Below are 19932 nucleotides of genomic sequence, written 5' to 3'. Positions count from 1 at the left end.
CGCGCTTATGAAGGGACGGAATATGGTTCAACTGGGCCAGGAGACGGGTGAACTGCTCGACAGGCTCGGCGTCGACCCCGCGCTGTGGCGCGAGGGATCGATGCCGTCGGTGACCCCGCTCACCGGCGAACAGATCGGCATGGTGCGGGTCGTCGACACGGCGGCGATCGACGCGACGCTCGACCGCGCGAGCGCGGCCTTTCGCGCGTGGCGCCACGTCCCGGCGCCGCGCCGCGGCGAGCTGGTGCGGCTGTGGGGCGAGGAGCTGCGCGCCGCGAAGGACGATCTCGCGAGGCTGGTGACGATAGAGGCGGGCAAGATTCCGTCCGAGGGCGCGGGCGAGGTGCAGGAGATGATCGACATCTGCGACTTCGCGGTCGGGCTGTCGCGGCAACTCTATGGCCTGACGATCGCGACCGAACGGCCGGGGCACCGGATGATGGAGGTCTGGCATCCGCTCGGCGTCGTCGGCGTGATTTCGGCGTTCAACTTTCCGGTCGCGGTGTGGGCATGGAATGCCGCGCTCGCGCTCGTCTGCGGCAACAGCGTGGTGTGGAAGCCGTCGGAAAAGACGCCCCTCACGGCTTTGGCGACGCAGGCGATCTTCGCGCGTGCGGCAGCGCGCTTCGGCGATGTGCCCGAGGGCCTGTCGCAGCTCCTGATCGGCGGGCGCGAGGCGGGCGAGGCGCTGGTCGACGACAAGCGCGTGGCGCTCGTCTCGGCGACGGGCTCGACGCGCATGGGCCGTGCGGTGGCGCCGCGCCTGGCGCAGCGTTTCGCGCGCGCGATCCTCGAACTCGGCGGCAACAACGGCGTGATCGTCGCGCCATCGGCCGATCTCGACCTCGCGCTCCGCGGCGTCGCGTTCGGGGCGATGGGGACCGCGGGGCAGCGCTGCACGACGACGCGGCGCCTGTTCCTGCACGACAGCATCCATGACGGCTTCGTCGGGAAGCTGAAGGCGGCCTATGCCAGCGTCGGCGTCGGCAATCCGCTGGAGGGCGAAGTGCTCGTCGGGCCGCTGATCGACCGCGCGGCCTATGAGATGATGCAGGACGCCCTCGCGGCTGCGAAAGCCGCAGGCGGGATCGTCCATGGCGGCGAGCGCGTCGGCGAGGGGGCGAGCTTCTATGTCAGACCCGCGCTCGTCGAGATGCCCGCGCAGATCGGGCCGGTGCTGGAGGAGACGTTCGCGCCGATCCTCTATGTGATGCGCTATTACGACCTCGACGCGGTGATCGGACAGCACAACGATGTTGCGGCGGGTCTGTCGTCAGCGATCTTCACGACCGACATGCGCGAGGCCGAACGCTTCCTCGCCGCGAGCGATTGCGGGATCGCCAACGTCAATCTGGGAACGAGCGGGGCCGAGATCGGCGGGGCGTTCGGCGGCGAGAAGGAGACCGGCGGCGGCCGCGAGTCGGGGTCGGACAGCTGGAAAGCCTATATGCGCCGCGCGACGAATACCGTGAATTATTCGGATGCGCTGCCGCTGGCGCAGGGAGTCAGTTTCGAAGTCTGATGTTCCCCTCCCGTGAACGGGAGGGGAGAGGTCTACGCCCGCCACCCATAGCCTTCGTCCAGCGCGACGATTTGCCCCGTCGAGCCCACCGGCTCCGCCTTCCCGTCGGTGAGGAACGCCAGCATCGCGGCGTCGCTCACATCGACATGCGCGAGCGTGCGCTTGTCGTCTGGGGTTCGTGCGACCACGACGCCCGCCTTCGGGGCGCCATCGCGACCGTAGAACACCGTATAACTCTCGATCGTCGCCGGTCCCGCATAATCCTCGACCAGCTCGGGGACCGGACCGCGTTTCGCTTCGGCTTCGGCCTGATAGTCGAAGTCCTGCGGGAAGCGTGCCGCCGCGATCGGCTCCTTCGCCAGCACGACGCAATGATTGTCGGTCGCGAAGCCGCCATTGGCGAAGAGGAAGCCGGTGCGGCCTTCGTGGCGCAGTTTTTCGACCATCGAGACCACCGCGTGGCTCATGTAATTGGCGATCGGGCCGCCGCCGAAGGTGAGGCCGCCGAACACGCTCGCGGGGCGATCCCACGGCCAGCCGAGAATACGCCGCGCCATCTTGGGCACGCAGGGAAAGCAGCTGTAGAGTTCGACGCAATCCAAATCCTCGACCGTCATCGCGTTGAGTTCGAGCGTGCGGGTGATGCTCGTTTCCATGCTGACGCTGCCGTCGTAGCGGTCGCGGTGCAGGATGCTCGCCGGTTCCTTCGCGGCGGCGCCCATGCCGACGTAGATGAGCCGGTCCTCGGATATGCCGCGGCGGCGCGCTTCGGCAAGGCTCGCGACGATAAAGCCGGCGCCCTGGTTGACCGACGAATTGGCGACCATCAGCTTCGAATAGGGGAAGGCGATCGGGCGGTTGCGCTCGTCGATGCGGAGAATGTCGGCGGGCGACGCGGGTTTGCGGATCCACGCGCCGTCGTTCGCGGCGGCGACTTCGGAGAAGCGCGACCAGATTTCGGCGCTCTCGAACTGCGCGTCCTCGAGGCTTTCGCCCCATGCGGCGCGCGTCGCATTCTCGTAAAGCGGATAGACGTCGACCGGCGCGGCGAGGCCGTGCTTCTGCGCATAATCGGGCTCGCGCCGTGTCGCGACCTTGCGGATCGCATTATAGCTCTTGTCCTCGCCGCTCGCCGCCTTGGCGGCGCGGCCCGCGGCGGTGCGCAGGGCTTCGCCGCCGACCACCGCCGCCAATTTGACCTCGCCCGCGCCGATGCGGTTCGCCGCCTCGTTGAGCAGGCGCACCGGCGTATCGCCGTGCGGTGCGGCCGACTGATAGTTGATCGCGGGATTGGCGCCGATGGCGGCGGCGAGCGGTTCGCAAAGCTTGCCGAGATGATGAAAGCTGATCTGGTCGACGATCGCGAGGCTGTCGATCCCGGCGAGCGGCACGCCCGCGTCTTCGGCAGCAACTTTCAGCGCCGCGACCATCAGCCCGAGCGAATCCAGCCCCGCGTCGGGGTCGTCGGGGCGATCGTTGACCTGCCCGACGCCGATGATGACGGGGATGCGTTCGGGATCGGTCATCATGTCAGCGCGCTTTCCATTCGGGCTTGCGCTTCTGGGCGAAAGCCAGCGGGCCTTCGCGCGCGTCCTCGCTGCGCATCAGGACAGCGCGCTCGCGGGCGTTATGTTCCCAATAGGGCGCTTCGGCGGCGATACGCCCCTGATCGATGCCGAGCGCGACGCGCTTCGACGCCTGCACCGACAGCGGGGCGTTGGCGGCAATCTTTTCGGCCAGCGCGATGGCGGTGGGCATCAGGTCGGCGAGCGGCACGACATGGTTGACGAGGCCGAATTCGGCGGCGCGCGCGGCGGGGATCGGGTCGCCCGTCAGCATATATTCCATCGCAAGCTTGCGCGGGAGCTGCTGGGCGAGGCGGAAGGCGCCGCCCGCCGCGGCGAACAGCCCGACCTTGACCTCGGGCAGCCCGAATTGCGCTTCGGTTGCGGCGACGACGATGTCGCTCATCAGCACGATCTCGCAGCCGCCACCGAAGGCGAAGCCGTTGACCGCGGCGATGACCGGTTTCGAGATCGGGTGCGATACCATGCCGGCGAAACCCCATGCCTGCTGGGCCGGATCGTCGGGCTGGAGGCTTTCGCCGCGCGACAGCGCGACGAGGTCGGCGCCGGCGCAGAAGCTCTTGTCGCCCGCGCCGGTGATGATCACGGCGCGGATGTCGGGGTCGTTGTCGGCGGTTTCGAGCGCGGTGCCGATGCCGACATGGACTGCCGCGTTGACGGCATTGCGCGCCTCGGGCCGGTTGATCGTGACGATCAGGATGTGGCCCCGGCGTTCGGTGAGGATGGTGGTGTCGGTCATCGCGAATCTCTCCCTTTCGGGGGAGTATCGCGATGACTTGACGTTTACGTCAACTGGAAAGGTCGATCCTCCCTGTCGCGAGGCGATGGGGAGGGGGACCGCGCCCCCAGGGCGTGGTGGAGGGGCGGCAACGGTAGCGCCAAGGCCCCTCCGTCAGCGCTTCGCGCCGCCACCTCCCCATGCCTGCGGCACAGGGAGGATTTGGGATCAGATCGACTGGCCGGTCTTCGCCCAGTCGGCAAGGAAGCCTTCGATGCCCTTTTCGGTCAGGACATGTCTGAACAGCCCCTTGATGACCGACGGCGGCGCGGTCATCACGTCGGCGCCGATCTTCGCGGCTTCGAGGACATGGATGCCGTGGCGCACGCTCGCGACGAGGATTTCGGTCGCATAGCTGTAATTGTCGTAGATCAGCCGGATGTCGGAAATGAGCTGCATGCCGTCGAAGCCATTGTCGTCGTGACGGCCGACGAACGGAGAGACGAAGGTCGCGCCGGCCTTGGCGGCGAGCAGCGCCTGGGTGGCCGAGAAACAGAGCGTGACATTGACCATCGTGCCGTCGCCGGTCAGCGCCTTGCAGGTCTTGAGGCCGTCGATCGTCAGCGGCACCTTGATGCAGACATTGTCGGCGATCTTGCGGAGGATTTCGGCCTCCTTCATCATCGTTTCATGGTCGAGCGCGACGACCTCGGCCGAGACGGGGCCATCGACGATCGCGCAGATTTCCTTCGTCACTTCCTTGAAGTCGCGCCCCGACTTGGCGATCAGCGACGGGTTGGTGGTGACGCCATCGAGCAGGCCGGTCGCGGCGAGTTCCTGGATGTCGGCGATTTCGGCGGTGTCGGCGAAGAATTTCATGGCGCGGGTGATCCTGCTGATTGGGTGATTCGGGTTGGCTTTCGCCCTAGATCAACCGTGGAGAAAACTGAACCGTCTCCACCCTATTCGTCGCCCCGGACCTGATCGGGCGTGACGAGGGCGGGAAAGCGCTGGCGTTCGTTCTTTGTTCCGGTTAATCGCCGGTCATGGCCAAAGCGAAACGTCAATATGTCTGCCAGAATTGCGGGGGCGTCTCGTACCGCTGGCAGGGGCAGTGCGCCGATTGCGGCGAGTGGAACACGCTGGTCGAGGAAGCCGCCGAGACGGTGTTTTCGGCGAAGCACGACCTCAGTCGCGGCGGACGGACGCTCGCGCTCGAAACGCTCGATGCCGACAGCCGGATGCCCGAGCGGATGCTGTGCGGGATCGCCGAATTCGATCGCGCACTGGGCGGCGGCTTCGTCGCGGGGTCGGCGACGCTGATCGGCGGTGATCCGGGGATCGGCAAGTCGACGCTGTTGCTGCAGGCGGCGGGGCGGCTGGCGACGGCGGGCAAGTCGGTCGTCTATATCAGCGGCGAGGAAGCCGCGGCGCAGGTGCGGCTCCGCGCGCAGCGGCTGGGGCTCGGCAAAGCCCCCGTCGCGCTCGCGAGCGCGACCTCGGTGCGCGACATATTGGCGACGCTCGACGGGCGCGACGCCGATTTCGTCGTGATCGATTCGATCCAGACGATGCACAGCGACCTGATCGACAGCGCGCCGGGAACGGTGAGCCAGGTGCGTGCGAGCGCGCAGGAACTGATCCGCTATGCCAAGGACCGCGACGTCGCGATCGTGCTCGTCGGGCATGTGACGAAGGACGGAACGATCGCGGGGCCGCGCGTGCTCGAACATATGGTCGACACGGTGCTGGCGTTCGAGGGCGAGCGCAGCCATCAATATCGCATCCTGCGCGCGGTGAAGAACCGCTTCGGCGGCACCGACGAGATCGGCGTGTTCGCGATGGGCGAGGAGGGGCTGGGCGAAGTCAGCAATCCGTCGAGCCTGTTCCTGACCGACCGCAGCCGCGACGTGCCGGGTTCGGTGGTCTTCCCCGCGCTCGAAGGCACGCGGCCGGTGCTCGTCGAGGTGCAGGCGCTGACGGTGCGGCTGGCGAGCGGGGCGACGCCGCGGCGCGCCGTCGTCGGCTGGGACAGCGGGCGGCTCGCGATGGTGCTGGCGGTGCTGGAGGCGCGCTGCGGACTGCAGATGGGCGCCGCCGAAGTCTATCTCAACATCGCGGGCGGCTACCGCCTCACCGATCCCGCGGCCGACCTTGCCGTCGCGGCGGCCTTGATCTCGGCGTTCAGCGAGCGGCCGGTGCCTGCCGACGCAATCGTATTCGGCGAATTGTCGCTGTCGGGCGAGGTGCGGCAGGTCGCGCACGACGGGCTGCGCCTGCGCGAGGCGGCGAAGCTCGGTTTCTCGCGCGGCTGGGGGCCCGCCGGGATGAAGGGCGTCGGCGGAATTTCGGTCACCGGTTTCACCCGGCTCGGCGAACTCGTTGACCTGATGCTCGGGCGCGACTAGCGACCGGCAAATGGGAAGTCTGACGGCTCTGGATATTCTCGTGCTGACGCTGGTGGGCGGCGGCGCGGTGCTCGGTTTTTCGCGCGGCCTCGTGCAGGAAGTGACGACGCTGCTGGCGTGGGTGCTGGCGATCGCGGCGGTGCGTTTCTTTCACCCGCTCGTCACCGACCTGCTCGCGGGCTGGGTCGGAACCGAGGGCGGCGCGGCGATGCTCGCGTTCGTGCTGCTCTTCGGCGGCGTTTTCGCGCTCGCCAAATGGGGATCGCGCGCGATGGGACAACGTAGCCGCGCGTCGCTCGTCGGCGGGTTCGACCGCGGGCTCGGCGCGGGTTTCGGAGCGGTGAAGGGCCTGCTGATCGCCTCGATCGGCTTCATGCTCGTCACGCTGCTTTACGATATCGGCTATGGCAATGCGCAGCGCCCCGCGTGGATGACCGAGAGCAGGACCTATCCGGCGCTCAATGCGATGAGCGCGGCGATGAGCAAGGTGATCGCCGAGCGGCGTGCCGAAGCGCGCGCGGCAGAGGCCGAAGCCGCGGCCGGCAAATCGTGAGCGCGCCGCTCTATAACCGCGACATATTGGCGCTGGCGGTCGCGACGTCGGAATATCTTCCGCTCGCCGATGCCCGTTATCGTGCCAGCAAGCGCGCGCCGCTGTGCGGCAGCGCGATCATCCTCGACCTCGATACCGACGATGATGGCCTGGTGACGCGCGTCGGCATGCATGTCGAAGCCTGCGCGCTGGGACAGGCGTCGGCGACGCTGCTCGCTCGGCATGCGCCGGGGCTGGGGCTCACCGACATCCGCGCCGCGCGCGACGGCATCGCAGGCTGGTTCGCGGGCGAGGGCGACCGGCCCGATTGGCCCGGCTTCGACCTGCTCGCCCCGGCGCGCGATTATCCCGCGCGCCACGGCGCGATCCTGCTGCCCTTCGACGCGGCGATCGCTGCACTCGAGGAGCGGGCGGCGGCGGCATGAGCCTGCTCGCGCTCACCGCCGCGGCATCCGAAGTGGCCGAAACCGCAACCGATACCGCGCTCGTCGAAGGCGCGATCCTGCTCGGCGTCGCGACCCTGTTCGTCCTCATCTTCCGCCGGCTCGGCCTCGGTGCCGTTCTCGGTTACCTCATCGCGGGCGCGGTCGTCGGGCCGCACGGGCTCGGGCTCGTCGGCGGCGGCGAATCGAAGCTGGCCTTTGCCGAACTCGGCATCGCCTTCCTGCTCTTCCTCGTCGGGCTCGAACTGTCGCCGCGCCGGCTCTGGGACATGCGCCGCGCGATCTTCGGGCTCGGGCTGGTGCAGGTCGTGGTGACCGGGCTCGTGCTGACCGCGCTGATCCATCTGATACTGGGGTTCAGCCCCGCGGCCTCGCTCGCGCTCGGGCTGCCGCTCGCACTGTCGTCGACCGCGCAGGTGCTGCCCGGTCTCAAAAGCTCGGGGCGGATCAACTCGCCCTTCGGCGAAAAGGCCTTTTCGATCCTGCTGTTCCAGGATCTCGCGATCGTCCCGATGATCACCATCGTCGCGGTGCTGTCGCGCGCGCCGGCCGATCCGTCGGCGCCGTCGGGCTGGCAGATGGCCTTCTTCACTTTGTGGGCAATCATCGTGCTGGTGCTGGCGGGCCGCTTCGTCGTCAATCCGCTGCTTCGGGTCATCGGCCGTTATGGCGAGCGCGAACTGTTCGTCGTCGTCGGCCTGCTCACCGTGCTGGCGAGCGCGGCGCTGATGCACAGCCTGCATGTCTCGACCGCGCTCGGCGCCTTCGTGGCGGGGGTGATGCTCGCCGATTCGCCCTATCGGCACGAGATCGAATCGGACATCGAGCCCTTTCGCCTGATCCTGCTCGGCCTCTTCTTCCTCGCCGTGGGCATGGTGCTCGACGTCGGGGCGGTCATCGAGCGGCCGATGCTGGTGCTCGCGCTCGCGGCGGGACTGGTCGCCGTCAAATTCTCGGTCCTCACCGCGATTATCCGCCTCTTCGGCAAGCCTTGGAAAGCGGCGCTCGGCCTTGGTCTTCTCCTGAGCCAGGGCGGCGAGTTCGGCTTCCTGCTCTTCGCGCAGGCCGCCGATGCGATGCTCATCCAGCCCGAAGCGGCGAGCCTGTTCAGCGCCGTCGTCACCTTGTCGATGATCTCCACGCCGTTCCTGATGCTGTTCGCGCGGAATCTGGAATTCGCGCCCGAAACCGACGAGCCGGTGCTCGACGACCCGGCCGATGCGCCCCGCGGATCGGCGATCGTCGTCGGATATGGGCGGTTCGGACAGATTGTGGCGCAGATGCTGCACGGCGTCGCCTGTTCGGTGACGCTGATCGACAAGAAGCCGAGCCAGATCGAGCTGTCGAGCCGTTTCGATACGAAAGTCTATTTCGGCGACGGGCTGCGCGTCGACCTGCTCCGCCGCGCGGGCGCCGAGGAAGCGCGGCTGATCATCTTCTGTATGGACGACGCGTCGGTCGATGCGGCGGCGATGAAACCGATCGTCGAAGCCTATCCGCACGCGAAGATATTGATGCGGGTCTTCGACCGGCGCCAATTGCTCGCGATCGACGGCGCGGGGGTCGACGGCGTGATCCGCGAGGTGTTCGAAAGTTCGATCGCGATGGGGCTCAGCGCGCTGCGCCATCTCGACGTCGATCCGAGCGAAATGGACGATGTCGAGGCGACGCTGCGCCATCTCGACGAGACGCGGCTGCAGGCCCAGCTCGACGAGGGCGATATTTCGGCGGGCATGGACCATCGTTTCAAACCGGGCGGCGGGCGCGAGGCCGACAGCGTGCTCGAAAAATTCCGGCGCAAAAGGCTGGAGGCGAAGATCGCGCGCGAAGAGAATGAGGCGATGGGGCTGACGGGCGAGGGCTAGGCCGCCCTGTCGTCGGTGTCGCTCAATTGTCGAGAAAGCCGGCCACCGCGTCGAGGCCATATTCGTCGGTGACGAAGCTTTGCCCGATGCCGTGTGTCAGGATCAGCGGCAGCTTGCCGCCGCGCACCTTCTTGTCGTGCGCCATATGCCCCGCGAGCGTCGCGCCATCGGTATTGACGCCCGCGCTGGCGAGGCTGTGGGGCAGATCGACGCTGGCCAGATGGTCGCGCACGCGCGCGGCATCTTCCGGCGGACACAGGCCGTTCGCGGCCGAAAACTGGTGGGCGAGCACCATGCCCGCCGCGACCGCCTCGCCGTGAAGCAGGCGGTCCGAATAGCCGGTCTCGGCCTCGAGCGCGTGGCCGAAGCTGTGGCCGAGGTTGAGCAGCGCGCGAATGTCCTGCGTCTCGCGTTCGTCGGCGGCGACGATGCGCGCCTTGGCCGAGACGCTGTGCGCTATCGCCTTGTGGCGGGCCGCGCTGTCGCCCGCGAGCAGCGCCGCGCCATTGTCTTCGCACCAGGCGAAGAAACCGGCATCGTCGATCAGACCGTATTTAACGACCTCGGCATAGCCCGCACCCAGCTCGCGGCGCGGCAGCGTTCCGAGCGTGGTCGGGTCGATCACGACGAGCGCGGGCTGATGGAAGGCGCCGATCAGGTTCTTGCCCGCGGGCACGTTGATCGCGGTCTTGCCGCCGACACTGCTGTCGACCTGCGCGAGCAGGGTGGTCGGGACCTGGATGAAGTTGCAGCCGCGCTTGACGATGCTGCACGCGAAACCGACGAGGTCGCCGATCACGCCGCCGCCGAGAGCGATGACATGATCGCCGCGCTCGACACCTTCGCCGATCAGCCATTCGGTGAGCCGCGCGAGGCCGGCCCAGCTCTTCGTGCCTTCGCCGGGCTCGAGCACGAAGGACGAGAAGGAGATATTCTCCATCGCGAGCGACGTGCCGAGCGGGATCAGATAATGGTCGGCGACATGGGTGTCGGTGACGATCATCGTCCGCGGGCGTTTCAGAAGCGGCGCGACATGCGCGCCGGTTTCGCGGATCAGCCCGTCGCCGATCAGGATCGGATAGCTGCGGGCGCCCAGTTCGACGGTCAGCTTTTCCATTGCGACAGAGCCTCCATGATCGCGCGCACCGTATGATCGTGCGGCGTGCTCGCCGAACTGACGCGCAGATGCGCCTCGGCATAGATGGGATTGCGGATCGCGGCCAGTTCGCGCAGCACCTCGCCGGGATCGCGGTCCTTCAGAAGCGGACGGTGGCTGCGGCGGCCGACCCGCTCGACGAGCGTCGGGATATCGGCGTCAAGCCAGATGCAGAGGCTGTCCTGCAGGATCAGTGCGCGCGTTTCCGCGTTGACGAAGGCGCCGCCCCCCGTCGCGAGCACCATCGGTTTTCCCCCCAGCATGCGCGCGATCACCCGCCGCTCGCCGTCGCGGAAATGCGCCTCGCCGAAACGCGAAAAAATGTCGGAAATCGTCATGCCCGCCGCGCGTTCGATCTCGTCGTCGGCGTCGGCGAAGCGCATGCCGAGCCGCTGCGCAAGGCGGCGCCCGATCGTCGACTTGCCCGAGCCCATCAGCCCGACGAGCACGATCGACCGGTCGCGGATCGACGCGGGGACGGCGCCTGCGGAAATGCGTGCCGGGCTTTTCGGGTTTCGCGACATGGTGCGCGCGGCTATACCGCCGATGCCGCGTGGAACAATGGTTTTGCGCGATATGGGACGAACGGCGGGTATCGGATGTTGCGCGCCGGGGCCGGATCGGGAAAAGGCTGTTGTGGCACGACGACCGATCGGGCCGGAATGATCGAGGTGAATGTGACCGACAAGATTGCCGAAGGTGCGACGCGATGAAGAGGAAGATGCTGTCGCTCACGCTGGGCCTGTCGGGTACCGCGCTCGCCGCCATATTGGTGCTGCCCGCGATCGCGCAGGAATCGCTGCTGCCCGAAGGCTTCGGCAATCCCGCCGACACGCCCGCCCCGAAATCGTCGCCGACGCCTTCGCCGTCGCCGTCGCCGTCGCCGTCGCCCACCGCGACGCCCACGACGCCGGCACCGGCAAATGGCGCGGCGCCGCCGCCCGTATCCCCGACGCTGGGCACGACCACCCTCGCGGCGGATGAAGAGGGTGAGGAAGGCGAGGAGGTCGCATCGGGCGGACTGAAATACGACCTGCCGCCCGGCGCGCGCCGTCTGCTGACCCGGATCGGGCCGCTGACGCCCGAAACCGGCGGACTTGCCCCCGATGCCTTTGGCGTGCGTGGCCAATATGCCGCCGCGATCATGCGCAGGACGAGTGGACAACTGGCATCGCGCTGGGGCCAGATCCTGCTCCGCCGCGCGCTGGCGTCGGCGATCGATACGCCGGATACGATCAATGGTGCCGACCTTGCCGCCGATCGCGCGTCATTGCTGCTTCGCATGGGCGAATCGACGACCGCGCGCCGGATCGTCCAGTCGGTCGATTACGACCGCGCGAGTCCGCGCCTCGTCAATGCGGCGCAGCAGGCCTATCTGGCCAACGCCGATCCGGCGGGCATGTGCCCTTATGTTCCCGCCGGCCTTGCGCATGGCGACCAACAGAGCTGGCGCCTGTCGGCCGCCATCTGTTCGGGCCTGTCGGGCGAGGCGGGCCCGGCCGGCTGGGCGATCGCCCGCGTCCGGTCGAGCGGCCGGATATCGAATTTCGACATATTGCTGGCCGAACGCGTGCTGGGTGCGACCGGCGCCGGGCGCCGATCGACGACGATCGAATGGACGAACATCGACCGGATGACGAGCTGGCGCTTCGGCATGGCGACCGCGACCGCGATTCCCGTTCCCGAAGCGCTGCGTATCGGTGCGCCCTATTATATGAAGGGCTGGACGGTACTCGCGCCGATGACCGACATGGCGGACCGCGTCGCTGCCGCGCCCGAAGCCGCCGCGCGCGGGGTGCTGTCAAGCGAGGCCTATGTCTCGCTGCTCAGCGCCGCGGCGGGCGAAGAGGAGCCGAGCGCCGAACTTGCGAACCAGACCGCGCAACTGCGCGGCGCCTTCCGCCTGGCGACCGGCGCCGACCGTTATGCCGCCATGCAGAGCCTGTGGGGCGCGGGAAATGTGCCGGCGCAAAGCTACGCCGCGCTGGTGGCGACCGCACGCGCCGCCGCAGCGCTGCCGACCAGCACCGACACGGGCGGCGATCCCTGGCAATTGCTCGGATCGATGCTCGCGGGCGGCTACGACGAAAATGCGGTCGCATGGGTTCCGACGGTTTCGGTCGGCAGCCGCGCGTGGGGCGTGCTGGCCGTGGGATCGCCGCGGCCGCTTACCGGCATGAGCGCCGGCGCGGTCGGACAGTTTTCGGGCAATGACGACAGCGTCGATTATCTGCGCTCGAAATTCCTGCTCGCGGGCCTTGCCGGGCTTGGGCGGCTCGATGCGAATGCAGCGGCGTCGGCGGCGGGCGATCTCGAGGTCGATCTCGGCAAACAGACGCGCTGGTCGCGCGCGATCATGACGGCGGCGGAACGGCGCGAGCCCGGGATGGTCGCACTGCTCGCCGCGGCGGGAATGCAGGGCGAATGGTCGAAGGTGCCGCCCTATCATCTCTATTATATCGTGCGGGCGCTGCGCGAGGTCGGGCTGCCGTCCGAGGCGCGGATGATCGCCGCCGAAGCGCTGGTGCGTGTCTGACGCGGTCCTGATCGGCCGCTTTCTGGAGATGATGGCGGCCGAGCGCGGCGCGTCGCGCAACACGCTCGCCGCCTATCGCCGCGATCTCGAGCAGGCGGCCGAATGGGTCAGGGGGTCGCTCGGCGATGCCGATGCGGCGGCGCTGCGCAAATTGATGGCCGAATATCGGTCGCTTGCCGCGAGCAGCGCCGCGCGCAAGCTGTCGGCGCTGCGGCAATTCTTCGCTTTCCTGCTCGACGAGGGCGAGAGGGCGGACAATCCGGCCCTCGACATCGCGCGCCCCGCGACGCGGCGGCCGTTGCCGCGGATATTGACGCACGCCGATGTCGAACGCCTGTTCGAGCAGGCGGGCGAGGAGGCGGCGGGCGACGCGCCGCCCGCGAGCGCGGTCCGCATGCTGCTGCTGCTCGAACTGCTCTATGGATCGGGGCTCCGCGCAAGCGAACTCGTGTCGCTGCCGCGCCGCGCGGCCCACGGCGAGCGCGAATATCTGATCGTCCGCGGCAAGGGCGACAAGGAGCGGCTGGTCCCCTTGTCGGCGCGCGCGCGCGGGGCATTTGATCGCTGGCTGCCGCTGCTCGCCGACGGGTCGCCCTGGCTGTTCCCGTCGGGCAAGGCGCATATCTCGCGCGTGCGGCTGTTCCAGATGCTGCGCGAGCTCGCGGGCCGGGCGGGGATCGACCCGGCGGCGATCAGCCCGCATGTGCTGCGCCACGCCTTTGCGACGCATCTGCTCGAGGGCGGGGCCGATCTGCGCGCGCTGCAATTGATGCTGGGTCACGCCGATATCGCGACGACCGAAATTTACACCCATGTCGACAGCCGCCGCCTCGTCGAGCTCGTCAACCGCCGCCATCCGCTGGCGCAGTTCGACGGCGTTGACCTCAAGCCGCCTTCGGCCTAGCGCTCTCGCATGACAGCCTTTCTGGACTTCGAAAAACAGGTCGCGGCGCTCGATCGACAGATTGCCGAACTGCGCGAAATGGGCGACGATCCGTCGCTCAACATCGACAATGACATCGCGCGGCTGGAGGACAAGTCCTCGAAACTGTTGCGCGAAATCTATGCCAAGCTGACGCCCTGGCAAAAGACGCAGGTCGCGCGCCATCCCGATCGCCCGCATTTCAAACATTATGTCGCCGGCCTGTTCGACGACTGGATGCCGCTCGCGGGCGACCGCAATTTCGCCGACGATCAGGCGATCCTTGGCGGGCTTGCGCGCTTTCGCGGCCGCCGCGTGATGGTTATCGGCCATGAAAAGGGCGACGATATCCCGTCGCGCATGAAGCATAATTTCGGGATGGCGAAGCCCGAAGGCTATCGCAAGGCGATCCGCCTGATGCAGCTCGCCGACCGGTTCGGGTTGCCGGTGGTGACGCTGGTCGACACCTCGGGCGCCTTTCCCGGCATCCAGGCCGAGGAGCGCGGGCAGGCCGAAGCGATCGCGCGTTCGACCGAGCAGTGCCTGGCGCTGGGCGTGCCGATGGTTGCCGCCGTGGTCGGCGAGGGCGGATCGGGCGGCGCGATCGCGCTCGCCGCGGCGAACCGCGTGCTGATGTTCGAACATGCCGTCTATTCGGTGATCTCGCCCGAAGGCTGTGCGTCGATCCTGTGGCGTACCTCGGACAAGGCGGCCGACGCGGCCGCAGCGATGAAGATGTCGGCGCAGGATCTGCTCGGGCTGAAGATAATCGATCGTAACGTTCCCGAGCCCGTCGGCGGCGCGCATCGCGCGCCGGACGACGCGATCGCCTCGCTGGGCGATGCGATCGCGCAGGAACTCGACGCCTTGTCGGGCCTGCCGCGCGACGCGATCCTTGCCGCGCGCGAGGAAAAATTCCTCGCGATGGGGCGCGCTTAGCCGCGGTTCCGCCGGAACCCCATCGCGGGTCATGGCGTTCCATTTTCACAGAATCGACAAGCCGCGACCACGACGCGGCTTGTCTTGCCGCGTTACGGGAATATTCCTGAACGCAGGAATTGTACGGGAGGCATTCGATGAGCTGGAAAACCGGAAGAACCTTGGCGGCGGCATTGGCGATGGGCGGGCTTGCCCTGACCGGCGCGGCCGACGCGCAGCTGAAGGCGATCAAGACCCAGACCAATATCTCGCCCGCCGAGCGCAAGCAGGGCGATGAGGCGCATCCGCAGCTCCTGCAGGAATTCGGCGGCGCCTATGCGGGGCCGCAGGCCGCCTATGTGAACCGTATCGGGCAGAATATCGCCGTCCAGTCGGGGCTGTCGCGCAGCCCCAGCGACTTTACGGTGACCCTGCTCAATTCGCCGGTGAACAACGCCTTCGCGATCCCCGGCGGCTATGTCTATGTCACCCGTCAGCTCATGGCGCTGATGAACGACGAGGCCGAACTCGCCGGCGTGCTGGGGCACGAGGTCGGCCATGTCGCGGCGCAGCACAGCAAGAAACGCCAGTCGGCGGCGACGCGTAACCAGATCCTCGGCGTTCTCGGTGCGGTGCTCGGCGGCGCGATCGGCGACAATGGCGGGCTGCTCGGCGGGCTCGGCGGATTGCTCCAGAATAATTCGATGCGCGTCGCGCAGCTTGCGACGCTCGGTTTCTCGCGCAGTCAGGAATTGCAGGCCGACCAGCTCGGCGTCCAGTATCTGCGGAGTGCGGGCTATGATCCGCTGGCGCTGTCGACGATGCTCGCGAGTCTCGCGGCGCAGACGAGCCTCGATGCGCGGCTGGCGGGCGGCGACGCGCGTTCGCTGCCCGAATGGGCGAGCACGCACCCCGACCCCGCATCGCGCGTGCGCAACGCCCAGACGCTGGCGAGCCGCGTCGGGGGCAGCGGCGGCAATCGCAATGCCGACGCCTTCCTCGCCTCGGTCGACAATGTGCTCTATGGCGACGACCCCGCGCAGGGTGTTGTCGAGGGGCGCGATTTCCTCCACCCCGACCTCAAGCTGCGTTTTACCGTGCCGAACGGATACGGCATGCAGAATGGCGCCGCCGCGGTATCGGTCAGCGGCAATGGCGGGCAGGCGCAATTCACGACCGGTCCGTACAGCGGCGACATGAACGCCTATATCGCCGCCGCGTTCAAGGCGATTGCCGGCAATGCATCGATCAGCCCCGGATCGATCCAGCGCACGACGGTGAACGGCATCCCGGCCTATTATTCGACCGCGCGGGTGAACACGCAGTCGGGTCAGGTCGACGTCACGGTCTTTGCCTATGAATTTTCGCGCAGCAGCGCGTTTCACTTCGTCGCGCTGACGCAGGCGGGGGGCAGCGGCGTGTTCAATTCGATGTACAACAGCGTGCGCCGGCTGAGCACGGCCGAAGCGGCGGCGATCAAGCCGCGCCGGATCGATGTCGTGACCGTAGGCCGCGGCGATACGGTGGCAAGCCTCGCACGGCGGATGGCCTACAGCAATTATCAGGCCGAGCGGTTCCAGGTGCTCAACCGGCTGACCGCATCGAGCCGGCTCACCCCGGGACAGAAGGTGAAGATCGTCGTTTATGCGAGCCGGTAGACGGCGAGGATAGCAAAAAGGGCGGTGGATTTCTCCACCGCCCTTTCCGATTTCGGTGCACGCCGCGAGAGCGGCGAGCGAACCCCCGGCGATTAGGCGTCGAGGTTCGAAGCAACCGTGTTGAAGGTGTTGCTGACGCTGTTGCCAACGGCGCCCATGGCGGCGATGCCGGCGACGGCGATGAGAGCCGCGATCAGGCCATATTCGATGGCGGTGGCGGCTTTGGTGTCGCGAACGAACTTCTTGATGAACTTCATGACTGGTCTCCTGATTTCACTTACCCTGTTGACGGTCTGGTCTGGGTCAACATCAGCGGGTTTAGGGCGAATAGGTTTTGAAAATCTTAATGTGCGGAGCGCCGAAAAGGTCCGAAAACGGGACGATCCCGGCCGCTACATATTCTCCTGGGCAGCGTTCGAAACATTGCCCCACATATTGTTGGTAGAATTGGCGACATTGCCTACCGCGACGACGGCCGCCAGAAAGACAAGGGCCAGGATCAGCCCATATTCGACGGCTGTAGCGGCCCTGGTCGACCGCATCAGCCTGTAAAAGCTTCGCATTGTTCCACCCCTGCTGAAATTATAGTTCCCGAGGGGTCCACTACTCGCATAGGAAGGTTAACAATTTGTCCGAGCTCAGCCCCGGAAAACCGCCAAAAAATCTGCTCATTGTCGTCGCCGCGGCGCTCGTCGACCGCGACGGGCGATTGCTCGTCCAGCAACGTCCCGAAGGCTTGGCGATGGCGGGATTATGGGAGTTTCCGGGCGGGAAGCTGGAGGCGGGCGAGACGCCCGAACAGGCGCTGATCCGCGAACTGGCCGAGGAGCTTGCGATCGACGTCGACCACGCCTGTCTCGCGCCCGCCTGTTTTGCGAGCGACACGCTGGGCGAGAAGCATCTGCTGCTGTTGCTTTACGTCTGCCGGAAATGGCGCGGGACGCCCGTGGCGCAGCACGCCAGCGCGCTCCGCTGGGTGCGCCCGGTCGACCTGCACGGACTCGCGATGCCGCCCGCCGACAAACCGCTGATCGGCTTGCTCGAAGCGCTGGTCTAGGGCGCCGGCTTCAGCGCGTCGGCAAGCGAGGCTGTACCGCTGCCGCGCCGCGCGGGCTGCGGCTGGTCGGGATGCGGCGCCCAGCCGCTGAAATGGATCAGCCGGAATGTTTCGGCGACGCGTCCGTCGGCGTCGGCCTGCGCCTCGAACGCGGCGGCGATCCGCGCGGCCTCTTTACGGATCAGCGGCGGCGGAGCCGGTGACAGCCGGCTCGACAGCCCGGTCGCGCGCAGGTCGCGTACCAGCGCGAACCAGTCGCCATAGCGCACCGTCAGCGCGTCGACATCGACAACGGGCAGCGCGAAGCCGACGCGCTGGAGGAGGTTGCCCATCGCGGCGAGATCGATCTGCGGATGCAGCCGCGCGATCGAACGCACTCCGTCGGCCATGACCGCGCGGCGGAGCCGCGGCAGGCTGCCGTCGCCGACAAAGGCGCCGAGGAGCAGGCCGTCGGGGGCGAGCAGTGCGCGCAGCCGGACGAGCGCGCCGGGCACGTCGTTGATACTGTCGAGGCCGCCCGGCCAGAGGATCAGGTCGAAGCTGGCGAAGGGGAGGTCGATCGCATCGGCCTCGACCGCGAGAGCATCGTTCGCCGCCGCCAGCCGCGGCCCGGCTTCGGCGATGCAGAGGTCGGTGCCGGTCGCGCGCAGATGGTCGGCGAGCGCCTTGTCGTGGGCGCCGATGAGCAGGGTCCGGCGAAATTCGCGCGTCACCATCGTCAGCCGATCGAGCAGCGTTTCGGCGATGATCGGCGCGAGGAAGTTGGCCGGCGCGGGCAGGCGCGCCATGCGGTCGCGCTGGGCACGGTGGCGGGCGGAAGAGAAGAGCGGGCGGGGAGGCTGCGACATGCGCCGCTTGTGCCGCCCCCGGCGATGCTTCACAAGCCGGTGATGGCGACGATGGCGGGGGATGCTGAAAAAGAGAATGCGCCGGCCGTGGCATGGCTGGGTGGGCTGCGCGTCGCGGCGCGCGCGATCGTCGACTATGCCCTGCCGCCGCGATGCCCCGGCTGCGGGGTCATCGTCGGCGAGGATCGCCAGTTCTGCCTGACCTGCTGGTCTTCGCTCGACTTTCTGGGTGGCCCCGGCTGCGTGCATTGCTCGATTCCGCTACCGGCCTCGCTGCCCGGAGGGACCATCGCCTGCGGTGCGTGTCTTGCCGAGCCGCCGCCGTTCGAGGGTGCGCCGGCGGCGGTCGCCTATGGCCCGGTCGCGCGCGCGGTGGCGCTGCGGCTCAAATATGGACGGCGGACGGGGCACGCGCGATTGATGGCGCGGCTGATGGCGCGGCAACTGGCGGCCCTGGGCGACAGCGATGCGTTGCTGCTGGCATCGGTGCCGCTCCATCGCTGGCGCCTCTGGTCGCGCGGGTTCAATCAGGCGGCGCTGGTTGTCGACGAGCTGGCGAGGCTGACCGGCGCGGCACACGATCATCATCTGCTGATGCGTGTCAGGCCGACGGCTTCGCTACGCGGGAAGAGCCGGCGCGAACGCGAGCGTATCGTCGCCGGGGCGTTCGCGCTCGCGCCCGATGCTCGCCGGCGCGTTGCGGGGCGGCATCTCGTACTGGTCGACGACGTCCATGCGAGCGGCGCGACGCTGCGCGCGGCGGCGCGGGTGCTGCGGCGCTCGGGCGCCGCGCGCGTTTCGGCGCTGACTTGGGCGCGGGTCGTCCCCGATGCGCCTGACGCCGGCAACATATTTGACTTTGCTTCGTTGGATTCCGATATGCAGGTCGAAAGGATGACGGGATAGCCGCATGGCCCAGGTTGAAGTGTATACGAAGGCATTCTGCCCTTATTGCACCCGCGCAAAGATGCTGCTGGAGAGCAAGGGCGCCGATTTTCAGGAAATCGACGTGACGATGGACCGCGCCGGGTTCGACGCGATGGTCGGCCGCGCCAACGGGCGCCGCACCGTGCCGCAGATATTTATCGGCGGAAAACATGTCGGCGGCAGCGACGATCTTGCCGCGCTCGAGGCGAAGGGCGAACTCGACGCCCTGCTGGGAGCGGCCTGAGCCTTGATCGTCTTCGACCTTTGCTGCGCCGCCGGCGACCACCGGTTCGAAGCGTGGTTCGCAAGCAGCGACAGCTTTGCGGACCAGCAGGTGCGCGGTCTGATCGCCTGTCCGATCTGCGGCGACAGCGCAGTGAAGAAGGCGGTGATGGCGCCGCGCGTCGGCGCCAAGTCGAATCAGGCGATGAACGCGCCGGTTTCCGTCGCGGCCGAACCGGTTCCGGGCGCCGTCCCCGAACTGGCGCGCAAGCTGCTGGCCGATATCGCCGCGAAGCAGGCCGAGATGCTGCCGCAGTCGCGCTGGGTCGGCCGCGACTTCGCCGCCGCGGCGCGCGCGATGCACGAAGGGCGCACGGCCGAAGATCTGATCCACGGCCAGGCGTCGCCCGACGAGGCGCAGGCGCTGCGCGACGACGGGATCGCGGCGATGCCCCTGCTCGTGCCGGTCGTGCCGCCCGAAGCCGCCAATTGATCGGTCGCGATTGACGCTGGGCCTGCCGCGCCGCTACACGAGCGGCGGCGCACCCGTAGCTCAGCAGGATAGAGCATCAGATTCCTAATCTGGGGGCCAC

At 67.8% G+C, this 19932-nt stretch carries 21 protein-coding genes; 13 read left to right on the top strand and 8 right to left on the bottom strand.

Going from position 1 to position 19932, the window contains the following annotated elements; genetic code table 11:
- The first annotated feature begins 22 nt into the window (after positions 1–22).
- The gene (locus JHC57_RS11355; RefSeq protein WP_294030118.1) at positions 23–1522 is read left to right on the top strand and encodes an aldehyde dehydrogenase family protein; all 1500 of its coding nucleotides are present in this window, start codon (positions 23–25) and stop codon (positions 1520–1522) included.
- A gap of 32 nt (positions 1523–1554) precedes the next feature.
- Here JHC57_RS11355 and JHC57_RS11350 read toward each other — a convergent pair whose 3' ends face one another.
- The 3 genes from JHC57_RS11350 to fsa all read right to left on the bottom strand — a co-directional run bounded on the left by JHC57_RS11350 (position 1555) and on the right by fsa (position 4705).
- Positions 1555–3048 (bottom strand): acetyl-CoA acetyltransferase, encoded by a 1494-nt coding sequence (locus JHC57_RS11350; protein WP_294030127.1) that lies wholly within the window; start codon positions 3046–3048, stop codon positions 1555–1557.
- A 4-nt stretch (positions 3049–3052) separates the two neighbouring features.
- Entirely contained in the window at positions 3053–3847 is a 795-nt protein-coding gene (locus JHC57_RS11345; protein ID WP_294030117.1) for a crotonase/enoyl-CoA hydratase family protein, read from the bottom strand.
- A 207-nt stretch (positions 3848–4054) separates the two neighbouring features.
- On the bottom strand, positions 4055–4705 hold the full coding sequence (gene fsa, locus JHC57_RS11340; protein ID WP_294030116.1) for a fructose-6-phosphate aldolase: 651 nt from the start codon (positions 4703–4705) through the stop codon (positions 4055–4057).
- 167 nt (positions 4706–4872) lie between these two features.
- Here fsa and radA point away from each other — a divergent pair, with 167 nt between their 5' ends.
- The 4 genes from radA to JHC57_RS11320 are packed head-to-tail and all read left to right on the top strand — an operon-like array spanning position 4873 to position 9095.
- On the top strand, positions 4873–6234 hold the full coding sequence (gene radA / locus JHC57_RS11335) for a DNA repair protein RadA (RefSeq protein ID WP_294030115.1): 1362 nt from the start codon (positions 4873–4875) through the stop codon (positions 6232–6234).
- A gap of 10 nt (positions 6235–6244) precedes the next feature.
- Positions 6245–6787, top strand: a complete 543-nt coding sequence (locus JHC57_RS11330) for a CvpA family protein (RefSeq protein ID WP_294030114.1) — start codon at positions 6245–6247, stop codon at positions 6785–6787.
- Positions 6784–7212 (top strand): iron-sulfur cluster assembly scaffold protein, encoded by a 429-nt coding sequence (locus JHC57_RS11325; RefSeq protein WP_294030113.1) that lies wholly within the window; start codon positions 6784–6786, stop codon positions 7210–7212. Before JHC57_RS11330 ends, JHC57_RS11325 begins: the two co-directional genes overlap by 4 nt.
- Positions 7209–9095 (top strand): cation:proton antiporter, encoded by a 1887-nt coding sequence (locus tag JHC57_RS11320; protein ID WP_294030112.1) that lies wholly within the window; start codon positions 7209–7211, stop codon positions 9093–9095. The genes JHC57_RS11325 and JHC57_RS11320 overlap by 4 nt, the downstream gene beginning before the upstream one ends.
- A 22-nt stretch (positions 9096–9117) precedes the next feature.
- On the opposite strand, the gene aroB is transcribed toward JHC57_RS11320, so the two are convergent.
- Together aroB and JHC57_RS11310 are read right to left on the bottom strand one after the other, a co-directional pair.
- Positions 9118–10212, bottom strand: a complete 1095-nt coding sequence (aroB, locus tag JHC57_RS11315) for a 3-dehydroquinate synthase (protein WP_294030111.1) — start codon at positions 10210–10212, stop codon at positions 9118–9120.
- Positions 10200–10775 (bottom strand): shikimate kinase, encoded by a 576-nt coding sequence (locus JHC57_RS11310; protein ID WP_294030110.1) that lies wholly within the window; start codon positions 10773–10775, stop codon positions 10200–10202. Before JHC57_RS11310 ends, aroB begins: the two co-directional genes overlap by 13 nt.
- Before the next feature lie 185 nt (positions 10776–10960).
- On the opposite strand from JHC57_RS11310, the gene JHC57_RS11305 reads away from it, so the two are divergent.
- From JHC57_RS11305 to JHC57_RS11290, 4 genes are all read left to right on the top strand, one after another.
- On the top strand, positions 10961–12787 hold the full coding sequence (locus JHC57_RS11305; RefSeq protein ID WP_294030109.1) for a hypothetical protein: 1827 nt from the start codon (positions 10961–10963) through the stop codon (positions 12785–12787).
- Positions 12780–13691 carry a tyrosine recombinase gene (locus JHC57_RS11300; protein WP_294030108.1) on the top strand — a complete coding sequence of 304 codons (912 nt, stop codon included), beginning with the start codon at positions 12780–12782 and terminating at the stop codon, positions 13689–13691. The genes JHC57_RS11305 and JHC57_RS11300 overlap by 8 nt, the downstream gene beginning before the upstream one ends.
- 9 nt (positions 13692–13700) lie before the next feature.
- Complete coding sequence (locus JHC57_RS11295) at positions 13701–14648, top strand: acetyl-CoA carboxylase carboxyltransferase subunit alpha (RefSeq protein ID WP_294030107.1); 948 nt, start codon at positions 13701–13703, stop codon at positions 14646–14648.
- Between the two features lie 179 nt (positions 14649–14827).
- A complete protein-coding gene (locus JHC57_RS11290) occupies positions 14828–16285 on the top strand; it encodes a M48 family metalloprotease (RefSeq protein WP_294030126.1) in 1458 nt (485 codons plus the stop codon).
- 92 nt (positions 16286–16377) lie between these two features.
- Here the strand turns inward: JHC57_RS11290 and JHC57_RS11285 are convergent, their stop codons facing one another.
- Positions 16378–16542, bottom strand: coding sequence for a Flp family type IVb pilin (locus JHC57_RS11285; protein WP_294030106.1), 165 nt, complete (start codon positions 16540–16542; stop codon positions 16378–16380).
- Positions 16543–16677: 135 nt separating this feature from the next.
- A complete protein-coding gene (locus JHC57_RS11280; protein ID WP_294030105.1) occupies positions 16678–16848 on the bottom strand; it encodes a Flp family type IVb pilin in 171 nt (56 codons plus the stop codon).
- A gap of 65 nt (positions 16849–16913) precedes the next feature.
- On the opposite strand from JHC57_RS11280, the gene JHC57_RS11275 reads away from it, so the two are divergent.
- Entirely contained in the window at positions 16914–17342 is a 429-nt protein-coding gene (locus tag JHC57_RS11275; RefSeq protein ID WP_294030104.1) for a (deoxy)nucleoside triphosphate pyrophosphohydrolase, read from the top strand.
- Here JHC57_RS11275 and JHC57_RS11270 read toward each other — a convergent pair.
- Entirely contained in the window at positions 17339–18190 is an 852-nt protein-coding gene (locus JHC57_RS11270) for a methyltransferase domain-containing protein (RefSeq protein ID WP_294030103.1), read from the bottom strand. The two genes, JHC57_RS11275 and JHC57_RS11270, sit on opposite strands and share 4 nt — an antisense overlap.
- Positions 18191–18241: 51 nt before the next feature.
- On the opposite strand from JHC57_RS11270, the gene JHC57_RS11265 reads away from it, so the two are divergent.
- Genes JHC57_RS11265 through JHC57_RS11255 form a run of 3 tightly spaced genes read left to right on the top strand, consistent with a single transcriptional unit; the run spans position 18242 to position 19832 of the window.
- Positions 18242–19096 (top strand): ComF family protein, encoded by an 855-nt coding sequence (locus JHC57_RS11265; RefSeq protein WP_294030125.1) that lies wholly within the window; start codon positions 18242–18244, stop codon positions 19094–19096.
- Between the two features lie 4 nt (positions 19097–19100).
- Complete coding sequence (grxC, locus tag JHC57_RS11260) at positions 19101–19361, top strand: glutaredoxin 3 (RefSeq protein ID WP_294030102.1); 261 nt, start codon at positions 19101–19103, stop codon at positions 19359–19361.
- A gap of 3 nt (positions 19362–19364) precedes the next feature.
- Positions 19365–19832: a DUF1178 family protein gene (locus JHC57_RS11255; protein WP_294030101.1), complete on the top strand. Its 468-nt coding sequence runs from the start codon at positions 19365–19367 to the stop codon at positions 19830–19832.
- Positions 19833–19932: the final 100 nt, after the last annotated feature.

The organism is Sphingopyxis sp., assembly GCF_016463645.1.
In the GTDB taxonomy this organism is placed as follows: domain Bacteria; phylum Pseudomonadota; class Alphaproteobacteria; order Sphingomonadales; family Sphingomonadaceae; genus Sphingopyxis.
Note: the sequence above shows the minus strand (reverse complement) of the source record. Positions and strands in the feature narration are given on the sequence as shown.